The organism is Nostoc sp. (genome assembly GCF_036917415.1).
Lineage (GTDB): Bacteria > Cyanobacteriota > Cyanobacteriia > Cyanobacteriales > Nostocaceae > Nostoc.
The window spans coordinates 73,199-85,870 of the sequence record NZ_JBALDJ010000086.1 but is presented as its reverse complement, the minus strand read 5'-3'; the positions used below and the strand labels follow the sequence as shown (position 1 = coordinate 85,870).

Annotated in this window: 8 protein-coding genes; 6 read left to right on the top strand and 2 right to left on the bottom strand. The window is 44.2% G+C overall.

The features are described 5' to 3' along the window. Position 1: 1 nt before the first annotated feature. The 5 genes from V7K41_RS18830 (at position 2) to V7K41_RS18810 (ending at position 8,535) form a co-directional block, all read left to right on the top strand. Positions 2–2,758: a PAS domain S-box protein gene (locus V7K41_RS18830; RefSeq protein WP_334850552.1), complete on the top strand. Its 2,757-nt coding sequence runs from the start codon at positions 2–4 to the stop codon at positions 2,756–2,758. Beyond that, entirely contained in the window at positions 2,755–3,231 is a 477-nt protein-coding gene (locus V7K41_RS18825) for a response regulator (protein WP_334850550.1), read from the top strand. Before V7K41_RS18830 ends, V7K41_RS18825 begins: the two co-directional genes overlap by 4 nt. Further along, entirely contained in the window at positions 3,231–5,198 is a 1,968-nt protein-coding gene (locus V7K41_RS18820; RefSeq protein ID WP_334850549.1) for a hybrid sensor histidine kinase/response regulator, read from the top strand. The genes V7K41_RS18825 and V7K41_RS18820 overlap by 1 nt, the downstream gene beginning before the upstream one ends. Before the next feature lie 839 nt (positions 5,199–6,037). Further along, the gene (locus V7K41_RS18815) at positions 6,038–7,264 is read left to right on the top strand and encodes a pentapeptide repeat-containing protein (RefSeq protein WP_334850547.1); all 1,227 of its coding nucleotides are present in this window, start codon (positions 6,038–6,040) and stop codon (positions 7,262–7,264) included. A 164-nt stretch (positions 7,265–7,428) separates the two neighbouring features. Next, entirely contained in the window at positions 7,429–8,535 is a 1,107-nt protein-coding gene (locus tag V7K41_RS18810; protein ID WP_334850545.1) for a TRAP transporter substrate-binding protein, read from the top strand. Positions 8,536–8,861: 326 nt separating this feature from the next. Here V7K41_RS18810 and V7K41_RS18805 read toward each other — a convergent pair whose 3' ends face one another. Next, positions 8,862–10,199, bottom strand: coding sequence for a TRAP transporter large permease (locus V7K41_RS18805; RefSeq protein WP_334850544.1), 1,338 nt, complete (start codon positions 10,197–10,199; stop codon positions 8,862–8,864). After that, positions 10,183–10,725, bottom strand: a complete 543-nt coding sequence (locus V7K41_RS18800; RefSeq protein ID WP_334850542.1) for a TRAP transporter small permease subunit — start codon at positions 10,723–10,725, stop codon at positions 10,183–10,185. The genes V7K41_RS18805 and V7K41_RS18800 overlap by 17 nt, the downstream gene beginning before the upstream one ends. 412 nt (positions 10,726–11,137) lie before the next feature. Between V7K41_RS18800 and V7K41_RS18795 the strand changes: the two genes are divergently transcribed. Beyond that, positions 11,138–12,667: a YifB family Mg chelatase-like AAA ATPase gene (locus tag V7K41_RS18795; protein ID WP_334850540.1), complete on the top strand. Its 1,530-nt coding sequence runs from the start codon at positions 11,138–11,140 to the stop codon at positions 12,665–12,667. Positions 12,668–12,672 lie beyond the last annotated feature (5 nt).

The window sequence follows — 12,672 nt, the reverse complement described above, 5'->3', positions numbered from 1 at the left end:
TATGAGTCGTAAGGCGAGGGTATCTCAATCCCAAAACATCTTTGCTGGCGGTAGAAACAAGGGCGCAATCATTCGGGAGCAACTGCTGCACTATAGTATTGCTTTGCTATCCGTTGTCTTAGCAGTGGGAATAACGCTGCTGCTCCGTCCATATTTCACCGCAGCACCTGCGGCACTATTTTTGGCTGCGGTGATGGTGAGTGCCTGGTACGGGGGTTTCGCACCAGGACTACTTGCAACTGTTTTGTCTACTTTGGTAATCAACTACTTGTTTCTTCATCCGCTCTATCCGCTGAAGATTACAAATCTGGACATTTTAGTGCGGCTAGTCGTGTTCATGATGACAGCAGGGTTAATCATCTGGCTCAACGAATCACGCCGCACAGCCCAAAGAAAAGCTGAAGCGAGCCTGAAGTCACTACGTGAAAGCGAGACACGGTTTGGTCGCTTAACGGAGTCCAATATTATTGGGGTAATTGTGGCCGATCTCAACGGCTTAATCATTGAAGCCAATGATGCCTTTCTAAAAATGCTCAATTATACCCGCGAGGATTTGCGCTCTGGTCGAATCCGCTGGGGCGAGATCGTTCCACTCGAATACATTGAGGTGAGTGAGCGAGCGATTCAAGAACTGATAATTACTGGAAGTTGTAAGCCCTTTGAGCAGGAATACATCCGCAAAGACGGCTCTCTAGTTCCCGTTCTACTTGGTTTTGCTAAACAGGGAGATCGGACAATTATTGGTTTTGTTCTTGACTTGAGCGAACGCAAACAAGCCGAAGCAGAAGCCCAGCATCGCTCCCGTCAAGCAGAAGAAGCCCAGAGCGTTTTGCAAATGCTCCTAGAACACGTCCCAGAGGGAATTACGATCGCTGGCGGTTTCCCTGATTTCCAAATCATCGCTAACAGCAAACTCGCGCAAGAGCTTTTGGGCAGAGCGAGTGAATCTCTCGTTGGCATATCTTCTGAGTCTTATGTTCAGCTCTACAATCTGTTTCTCGCTGATGGTGTAACGCCCCTCACCTTAGAACAACTACCTTTATACCGTGCTACACGCTATGGTGAAACGATCCGCGATCAAGAATGCATCATTGAACGTCCAGATGGTACTACAATTGCAGCGATCGCCAATGTAGTACCGATTCGGGATTCCCAAGGTCAGATTATTGGTGCAATAGATTGCTGGCGCGATATCACCAACCGTAAGCTCATAGAAGAAGCATTGCGGCAACGAGAAACAGAACTTCGTTTAATTACAGATACGCTGCCAGTTCTGATTACCTTTGTAGATTCAGAACAACGCTACCGCTTCAATAACCGAGCCTATCAAGAGTGGTTTGGGCATTCCACAGTGGAAGTTTATGGAAAACATCTTTGGGAAGTATTGGGTGAATCCGCTTATGAAGTGCTTCGTCCTTATGTGGAACAAGTACTAGCAGGAGAACAGGTAACATTTGAAAGTGAAATTCCTTATAAAGATGGTGGCACACGTTACATTAATGCTATTTACGTTCCCCAGTTTAGTAGACAGGGAATCGTTGAAGGGTATGCGGCGTTAGTCGCTGATATTAGCGAACAGCAAGCTGCGCTGCGCGAACGCAAGTTGACAGCAGAAGCGCTACGTGACAGTGAGGAGCGATATCGAATTTTAACGGAAATCTCACCGCAGGCAATTTGGATGGGCGATCGCAATGGTGGTATTACCTATTGCAATCAATACTGGTTAGACTATACCGGACTGACAATGGAGCAGATTGCTGGCTATGGCTGGATTTATGTGATTCACCCCGATGACCGCGATCGCGTCTTGAAAACTTCGATGCAGGCTGTTGCTAATGCTACAGACTACGAAGTAGAAATTCGCTTTCGTCGAGTTTCTGATGGTAGCTATCGTTGGCATATTGTCCGGGGTTTACCATTTCGAGATCAAAGCGGACAGATTATCAAGTGGGTAGGCATCGCCAGTGACATTCACGATCGCAAAGTTGCCGAAGCCGCCCTGCAACAACTCAACGAAATGTTAGAGCAGCGAATTCAAGAGCGCACTGTCCAACTCGAAGCCGCTAATAAAGAACTCGAATCCTTCTCCTACTCAGTTTCTCACGACTTGCGGGCACCACTGCGCCACATCGCCGGATTTATCGAATTGCTTCAGAAGCGGCATAGCTCAACAAGCTTAGATCAAACAAGTCAGCGCTATTTGAAAATAATTGCCGAAACTGCCAAACAGGCAGGAATACTGATCGATGAATTGCTAACATTTTCTCGGATGGGGCGCACGGAAATGCGATACATCAACCTCAATATGGAGGAATTGGTACAACAAGTAAAACGCGACTCGATCGCAGAAACCCCAGGACGGATAATTCATTGGCGCATTGAGCCACTGCCAGAAGTGCAGGGCGACCCCTCCATGCTGCGGCTGGTGCTTCGCAACCTGATAGGCAATGCCGTAAAATATACCCAGACTCAAAACCCAGCAGAAATTACTGTTGGAAGTATTGACAATGAAAACGAAGTTGTCTTTTTTGTACAAGATAACGGCGTAGGCTTTAATATGCAATATGTACACAAGCTATTCGGAGTATTTCAACGTCTGCATAGCGACCCACAATTTGAAGGCACTGGTGTTGGATTGGCAAACGTGCAACGCATTATTCATCGGCATAATGGTCGAGTTTGGGCAGAGGCTGTAGTTGACAGTGGCGCCACCTTTTATTTCTCGCTGCCTAAGTTGTCCAAAAAGGAAAATGAATGAAAGAACTGAAGCGGATTCTGCTAATTGAAGACAGTGCCAACGATGCAGAGTTAATCCTAGCCGCCTTGTCAGAAAACCATCTCGCCAATGAAGTAGTGGTGGTACGGGATGGAGAAGAAGCACTAGATTATCTTTATCGCCGGGGGTTGTTCCGGTTGCGAATGGAAGGGTATCCTGTTGTGGTGCTACTCGATTTGAAACTGCCTAAAGTCGATGGGTTAGAAGTGCTGGCACAACTCAAATCCGATCCAGTAATGCGAGTAATTCCAGTGGTGGTACTGACCTCTTCCCGCGAGGAGCCAGACCTAGTTCGCTGCTACGAGTTAGGGGTGAATGCCTATGTTGTCAAGCCAGTAGATTACCATGATTTTGTCGATTCTATTAAGGGTGTTGGACTGTTTTGGGCGGTGATCAATCAGCCTCCCATTGGTGCTTTACCTCCAGCACCTCATCCTCAAAAGGAGAGCAACTGATGAATGTCCTGCGTTTTCTTCTTTTAGAAGACAGCCTGTTAGATGCAGAGCTAACCCAAGCGATACTAACCGAAGGGGAGATTGATTGCCAACTGATCCGAGTCGAAACCGGTGCTGATTTCCTAACTGCTTTGGAATCAGAGGTTTTCGATTTAATTCTTTCCGATTATGCCCTGCCATCTTTTGATGGAATTTCGGCTCTGGAAATTGCCCGAAATCGCACTCCTGAAGTTCCTTTTATCTTTGTTTCGGCTGCGCTGGGTGAAGAATTAGCGATTGAAGCTTTGAAGAATGGTGCAACCGATTATGTGTTAAAGCAACGACTAGGGCGGTTAGTTCCCTCAGTGCAACGGGCATTGCGGGAAGCTAAAGAGCGACGTGAGCGCCAGCAAGCAGAGGAGTCTTTACAGAAGAGTGAAGCCAAGTATCGCCGAATTGTTGATACTTCTTATGAGGGAATCTGGATGATTGACTCTGAAGCCCGAACAGAGTTTGTCAATCAACGGTTCTCCGAAATGTTAGGCTATACAGCTCAAGAAATGCTCGGTCGTTCTATGTTTGATTTTATGGATCGGGCTGATGGGATAGTAGCCCAAGACAAACTGGAGTGGCTGAAGCAAGAAGGGAACGATGTTAAAGAAGGTCGATTGCGCTGCAAGGATGGTTCGTATATTTGGACACTGATTTCTGCTAGAGCTATTTTGAATGAACAAAATGAGTTCTTAGGTGCGATCGCCATGCTAACTGATATCACCGATCGCAAACGCACCGAATCAGAACGCGATCGCCTTTTGCAACTCGAGCAAACAGCCAGGGCGGAAGCTGAGGCTGCTAATCGAATCAAAGATGAGTTTTTGGCGGTACTTTCTCATGAATTGCGATCGCCTTTGAATCCGATTCTCGGTTGGGCAAAACTGTTGCAGAGCCGGAAATTTGATGAGGCAGCGCTCGACAAAGCACTGAAAACTATTGAGCGCAATGCCAAATTACAAGCTCAATTAATTGAAGACTTATTAGATGTTTCTCGCATCCTCCAAGGCAAACTCAGCCTTAACATGATCCCAGTCGATCTGGTATCCACCATTGAAGCTGCAATGGAAACAGTGCATTTGGCAGCAGAGGCTAAAACTATTGAGATTGAGACGATGCTCGATCCAAGTGTGGGGAAAGTTTTGGGCGATTCAGCCCGCTTACAGCAAGTTTTCTGGAACCTTCTATCGAATGCCGTCAAGTTTACTGAGACTGAGGGAAAAATAAATGTGCGATTGGAGTGCATCGACGCTCAAGCGCAGATTACCATCAGCGATACAGGTAAAGGCATTGATCCTGATTTTCTACCTTATGTATTTGATTATTTCCGTCAGGGTGACAGTACAACAACTAGAAGGTTTGGTGGATTAGGGTTAGGTTTAGCGATCGCTCGTCACTTGATTGAAATGCATGGCGGAACGGTTGGGGCGGAAAGTCCTGGCGACGACAAAGGAGCAATCTTCACAGTTAGGTTGCCGCTAATCAAGGACGGTGCAACGATCGAAGATGACACAAATACTGATTCCTCAACTGCCGCTTTTCCGTCCTCTCCCTTGATGGGTTTACAAGTGCTGGTTGTGGATGACAATGATGATACCCGCGACTTTTTCAGCTTTGTACTGGAACAGTTTGGTGCGATCGTCACCGCAGTAGCATCAGGAGATGAAGCATTAGAAGCGCTAACCCAGTCAAAGCCAGATATTTTACTCAGCGATATTGGAATGCCACAAATGAACGGCTATATGTTGATGCAACAGGTGCGGACTCTGGAAGCAAAAATCGGGAGAAAACAGATTCCGGCGATCGCTCTGACTGCTTATGCAGGCGAAATTAATCAGCAGTACGCACTAAAAGCAGGGTTTCAACAGCACATTGTTAAACCTGTAGCACCAGAGGAATTGCTCACGGCGATTTCTAACTTAGTCCAATCTACTTAGGATTTATTATCAACCTGAGTAATTAGATGAACTTGCTTAATATTACAGATTTTAAACTATTTTTCCCAAGTAATATAGTCTTTTTAATGCCTGGAATATTTCAGGTGATGCAGAAAATGTTGTGTCAAGACGGTTCGATTAAGGTTTTTTGATGAAAATTCTAGATCGCAAAGACACGAGCGATCGTCGTCTGATTATTGTAGAGACGGCGATTCATCGCGTCTCTTGCTTTACAGCTATTTTCAGGTAAATAGACCACGCGGTAGGGGCACAGCAATGCTCATTGGTGTCAACTTAACGCTAAACCCGCTTGGTGAAAACATTTTGCCCTCACCCCCAGCCCCTCTCCCAAGAGAGAGGGGAGCTAGACATTCAATTCCCCTTCTCCTTTGGGAGAAGGGGTTAGGGGATGAGGGCGTGAGGGATTTACAAAACGCCTGTCTGATATAGTTTTCGGCTGAAGTTGACACGTATGAGCATTGCTGTGCCCTTACGACAGATGTGGTTCAAATACATGAAAACTGCTGTAACCGAACAGTATTGCGTCCTACAAATCTCCAAATAATTTGGGATAATTTATTTTTTGTAAGTCCTTAACGCATATTTAACTTCACCAGATGTCTAATCATTCGTGAATAATCAGATCCCTGACTTCTCTAGAAAGTCGATAATCTTGTCGATCGTGAATCATTCAGGATTGTTATATAGATAATTTTTATATAGTAGATTTAATATTTCGCCAAGTTTATCCGTGTTTGTACTCTATCATAACTTTACGGATACTCTTAGAATCAACCTAAATTTATTTCCGTAAGGAGTCGGATATGAAGACTTATGACATGTCTTTCATAAAGACCAATGGACTCACGACTTTGTTGGGATTTGTCTCAGTTATATTTATTTTATCATTCACTCTAATTTTATTATTTTTTGAAAATATTCAAGGATTTTCAAATCAAGAAAAAATTGAATACATCACTCAAGCATTAACAACAATTGCCATAATTATTGGGGGATTGGCATTAATTCTTAATGCTTACTATACCTCCAGACTTTCTCTGGATGAGAATCACAGCTTGTTAACGCAACTCCTAGCTGGAACATTAGCTTGGGATAACAATATCGCAAATTGTATCAATCAGACACAACTAACTCCACAAGAAATTGTTTCCGAACGCTTTTCTAAAGTGATTGAACAACTAGGAAATGAAAAGATTGAAACGCGATTTGCTGCAATTTATGCTTTGGAACGAATTGCCAAAGATTCCCCGAAAGATCATTGGACAATCATGGAAATCCTCGCTGCTTTTATCCGCGAGAATGCCCCAGTGAATAGGGAATATGAGGATGAATCACTACAATCATCAAAACTTCCTACAGATATTCAAACAGCCTTAACTGTCATTGGACGACGCGATTCATCTAAAGATCCAGTCAATCAGAAACTCGATTTACGTAATACAGACCTCAGTAATGCAGACTTAACAGAAGCTAACCTCTCTAGAGCGATTCTTGTCGGGGCTAACTTGCAATGGGTCAATTTTACCAGAGTCAACCTCTCTGAAGCAGACTTATCAGTGACCTGTCTTTGTGGCTCAATCCTCTATGAAGCCAACCTGCAAAAAGCAATCCTCCCAGAAGCCAATCTCCAAGGCGCAGTTCTTAGAAAAGCAAACCTTTCCCAAGCACTCCTTTACGATGCCAACTTGGAAGGAACAGTTCTTTGTGATGCCAACTTGACAGAAGCAATCCTTTGTGACGCCAACTTGGAAGGAGCAATCCTTTGTGATGCCAACTTGGAAGAAGTCAACTTGGAAGGTAGCAATCTCCAAGATGCAAACCTGATTGGTAGTAACTTGCAAAAGGCAAAACTGGCTGGCGCTAATCTAGAAAGTACATTACTTAGTACAGCTAACCTCCAAGAAGCTAATCTCCAAGAAGCTAACCTCTGTGGAGCAAACTTGAGCGGCTCGGAAAATGTAGAATCACAGCAGATTGAACAAGCAATTGGCGATCGCACAACCATCCTACCGGAAAATCTGAAAATACCCCAACATTGGCGGTAATAAAAACTAAAGTTTCAGCATCTAAAACTTGATTACACGATAGGGACGTATAGTTATACGTCCCTATCGTGTTTAATTTAGTACCCAAAACTAAAAAATTGCCAAAAACCTGATAAATATTCTCTATCAGCCTAAATTTTCCGCAATTTAAATCACTAACAATTATGAAACGCCGAGAGGTTTTTAACACAGTTGCGATCGCTACCACAACTGCTGCTACCCTAGTTTCCTGTAGCCAAACTGGTAAATCCCCTAGTGTACAAGCAGGACTGCCGAATATCCGTTGGCGGATGGCAACTAGCTGGCCTAAATCTTTGGGTACTTTTATCGGTGCCCAAACCGTTTCTCGGCGAGTTGAAGAAATGACCAATGGGCGTTTCCAAATTACGCCCTTTGCGGCTGGAGAATTAGTACCAGGATTGCAAGTACTCGATGCTGTGCAAGCCGGGACTGTTGAATGCGGTCACACATCCAGCTACTATTACATCGGCAAAAGTTCAGCATTAGCCTTCGCCACCTCCGTACCCTTCGGTTTAAATGCCCAGCAACAGAATGCTTGGCTTTATAACGGTGGTGGATTAGAAGCCATACACAAAATGTATACCAACTTTAACGTGATTAGTTTTCCTGCTGGTAGCACTGGGGCACAGATGGGGGGATGGTTCAAAAAAGAAATCAAGTCTATTTCTGACCTCAAAGGTTTGAAAATGCGAATTCCCGGATTAGGTGGCGAAGTCATGTCCCGTTTAGGGGTGAATGTGCAAGTATTGCCTGGAGGCGAAGTTTATTTAGCATTGGATAGGGGAGCCATTGATGCTGCTGAGTGGGTAGGCCCTTACGATGACGAAAAACTCGGTTTAAATAAAGCCGCGCAATTCTACTATTATCCTGGCTGGTGGGAACCAGGGCCAACCTTGGATGTGTTAGTTAATCTCACCGCCTGGAATCGCCTACCCAAAGAATATCAAGAGGTTTTGAAGACAGCGAGTTTTGAAGCCAATTTGAATATGCTGAGTCAATACGATTCCTTGAATGGGCAAGCGCTGACGCGGTTATTGGCTGGTGGTACAAAACTAGTTCCTTATAGCCAGGAGATTCTGCAAGCAGCCCAGAAAATATCTTTTGAGTTATTTGAAGAAAATGCCAGTAAAGATGTGGCTTTTAAACAAGTATACGAACAGTGGAAAGCCTTTCGGCAGCAAATTTTTAATTGGAATCGCGTGAACGAATTAAGTTATGCCAATTTTGTTACTTCTAATAATATAAGGTGACTAATAAAATCTTTGCTTTTTCCTCTACGGTTCAAAAGTAATTTATTTAACCGCAGAGGCGCAGAGTACACAGAGGAAAGAGAAATTCTTTGTCAACCATTTTACCTGCTTTGATAGTCTTAACCCTCTTCTATCACTTTGGGGAAAGAAAAATAAATGTAGGTTGGGTTGAACAAAGTGAAACCCAACTTTTCTAAGGTCTTTGGGTGTTGGGTTTCGTTCCTCAACCCAACCTACGTCTAAATTGATAAAAGTCATGAGAAATAAGGGTTTTAGATTTTTATCTACCGATAGTGATTAAAGAGGGTTAACTTCTAACTATTCGACTAGTTTCCCAAAGAAGGTAAGAAACTGACAATTCCTGGGAAAACAATAATTAACACCACTACCAATAGTTGCAACAAAATAAATGGTATTATACCGCGATAGATATCTTTTGTAGTAACTTCTAGTGGTGCGACACCACGCAAGTAAAACAGTGCAAAGCCAAAGGGAGGTGTGAGGAAAGATGTTTGCAAATTTGCTCCCAAAACTACACCATACCAAATCAAGTCAATACCTAAGCTTTGGGCAACTGGTACAAACAATGGTACGACAATAAAGGCAATCTCGAAAAAGTCGATGAAAAAGCCAAGGATAAATACTACTGCCATGCTGACAACCAAAAAGCCAGTTTTACCACCGGGGAGATTGGCGAGAACATCGAACATGAAGCGATCGCCATTTAACCCTCGAAAGACTAAACTAAAAGCTGTGGAGCCAAATAGAATAAAAACTACCATGCTGGTGATTCGCAAAGTAGTATCACAAACTTGACGCAGAGATTCTAAGGTAAGTTTACGATTAGCAGCCGCCAGTGCGATCGCACCACCACAACCTACTGCACCCGCTTCTGTCGGCGTAGCAATGCCAAAAAATATACTCCCCAGCACCAACAAAATCAGGATCAAAGGCGGTATCATCACCTGAATTACCCGCCTTCCCAAAGCTTTACCACCAATTTCTCTGACCTCAGCAGGTAAAGCTGGTGCTAAATCCGGCTTCAAAAATGCCACAATCAGCACATGTAAGGCAAATGCACCAGCCATCATCAAACCGGGAATCACCGAACCGATGAACAAATCGCCCACCGATACACCCAATTGGTCGCCCAGCACTACCAACACCACACTCGGCGGGATAATTTGCCCCAAGGTTCCTGATGCAGCTATCACACCAGAAGCTAATTCTTTGTTGTAACCATAGCGGAGCATAATTGGCAGAGAAATCAAACCCATCGCCACCACAGTCGCCGCTACTACCCCAGTAGTTGCTGCTAACAGCGCCCCCACCAAAATCACAGCTAAAGCCAGTCCGCCGCGCAAGCGTCCCAACAAAATCCCCATCGTTTCTAAGAGCCTCTCTGCTATCCCAGATTTCTCTAGCATTGCCCCCATGAAGATGAAGTAAGGGATAGCTAATAAGGTATAGTTTGCCATGATGCCAAAAATTCGCTGTGGCATAGCAGTCAGAAACACGGGGTCAAATACACCTAAGCTAATTCCCAGTATTCCAAATAAAATTGCCACACCACCTAATGAAAAAGCCACCGGATAGCCCAGCGACAGCAGCACCAAAGCACCAGCAAACATCACTGGCCCCAGCCATTCATAAGCCAGTGTCATGATTTTCCTCCCTGCTTTGAAGAATTGCCAAGTTTTTGATTGCCTGAGAAATGCCCTGGAAAATTAGCAACACAAAGCCGACAATAATCATTGCTTTAATGGGGTAACGAGGCAATCCCCCAGGATCGGATGAGGCTTCCTTGATTTGCCATGAAGCCATAACCGCATCCCAAGAAAAAATAATCGTGATGATACAGAATGGAATGAGGAAAAATATAGTCCCTACTAAGTCTGCAAGTGCCTTTCGCCGAGGCGGCCAATTACTATAAAAAATATCAACCCGCACGTGTTCGTTGTGCTTAAGGGTATAAGCTGCTCCCAACAAGAAAACTAAATCAAAAATATACCATTGAGATTCTATATAAGCGTTGGAAGTGAAGTTATTACCGCTAATTCTTCCAAGATATCGCCCGACAACATTCCACACGCCAAGTACGATCATTACTAGTACTAGCCAGCTAGTTAATCGACCAATACGTTCAGTGCAATTATCAATAATATTTGATATTCTTAATAATTTTTCCAATAGTTATTTTGCCTCTTGAATTGCTGTAAGAGACTTCTCTACACCCCACAAGAAATAGTTAGAGCTTTTTTTAGAAGTCCTAAATGTAGTTTACAGTCTGACGTGAGGATAAATATAGCAATCCTAAATGAGTCATGAAAATCTCAGATTCCTCTCTCTGCGTTGCGCCAGTTGCTTCAAGTCGGGGAACCCGCCCAACGCACTGGCTTCTCTGCGCCTCTACGGTTAATTTATTTTTACAAATGATCTAAGACTGCTATATAAATCCGGCTGACATTCCCGACTTTTCTCAGAAGTCGGGAATCTTGTTGTTCAATAGCCTTAATTCCGAAAAATCGTCTATGTGGTTTCACTAATGCCAATCTACCAACTCATCTGCTAGAGATTCTAAAGGTTTACTCTTATATAAGAAATGCTTGCCAGAGTCTGGAGTGCATCAATTGTCGGCATCGATGCCGTTAAAGTAGGCGTAGAAGTCGATGTGTCAGGGGGATTACCAGGAATTGTTGTCTTGGGACTGCCAGATTCAGCGATTCAAGAATCAAGAGAAAGAGTCAAAGCAACTTTGAAAAATACTGGCTTTGCCTTTCCGATGCGAAAGATAGTAATTAATTTAACTCCGGCAGATTTACGCAAAGAAGGCCCCTGTTTCGATTTGCCTATTAGTGTGGGAATTTTGGCAGCTTCTGAGCAAGTTAGCGCTGATTTGTTGGGGGATTATCTATTTTTGGGCGAAGTCTCTTTGGATGGCAGTTTGCGTCCCGTGGCTGGTGTATTACCGATCGCAGCAGCAGCCCAAAAGATGGGAATTGCAGGTTTAGTTCTCCCTGCTGATAATGCCCAAGAAGCAGCAGTAGTTGAAGATTTGGCTGTTTACGGCTGCAAACATCTGTCTGAGGTGGTGGATTTTTTAAATAATCCGGGGCGTTACAAACCTGTGCAGATGGATAGTACAACGCAGATAGCAACAGTATCCTACCCTGGCGCAGATTTGCATGATGTCAAAGGACAAGCTCATGGACGTCGTGCTTTAGAAATTGCTGCGGCTGGTGGGCATAATCTCATTTTTGTCGGACCGCCTGGTAGTGGGAAGACGATGCTAGCAAGGCGCTTACCGGGAATTTTACCGCCGTTGAGTTTTGCCGAATCTTTGGAAGTGACTCGCATTCATTCGGTAGCTGGTTTATTGAAAAATCGTGGTACATTGGTACGCGATCGCCCTTTTCGCAGTCCCCACCACTCAGCATCCGGGCCTTCTCTGGTGGGTGGTGGTAGTTTCCCTCGTCCTGGAGAAATCTCATTATCTCACAGAGGTGTACTGTTCCTTGATGAACTCACGGAATTTAAACGAGATGTGTTGGAATTTCTGCGCCAACCTCTAGAAGATGGCTACGTCACAATTTCCCGCACCAAATTATCGGTGATGTTTCCCGCGCAGTTTACTTTGGTGGCGAGTACTAATCCCTGTCCTTGCGGCTACTATGGCGATACCATCCAACAATGTACTTGTTCTCCCCGCCAACGCGAGCAATATTGGGCAAAACTTTCTGGGCCGTTGATGGATCGAATTGATTTACAAGTTGCAGTGAATCGCTTGAAACCAGAAGAAATTACCCAACAACCGACGGGAGAAACATCAATATCAGTACGCGAACGAGTCCAACAAGCAAGCGATCGCGCAATTACTCGTTTCCAAGGAGAAGCAAATCTGCGTTGCAATGCCCATTTGCAAAGTAGTCATCTTCAAAAATGGTGCAAGTTAGATGATGCTAGCCGCAATTTATTAGAAGCAGCAATTAGAAAATTAGGTTTATCAGCAAGAGCAAGCGATCGCATTCTCAAAGTAGCACGGACTATTGCAGATTTAGCAGGAGAAGATCAGCTAAAAACCAATCATGTAGCGGAAGCAATTCAGTACCGCACAATCGATAGAATGCAGTAGTAATT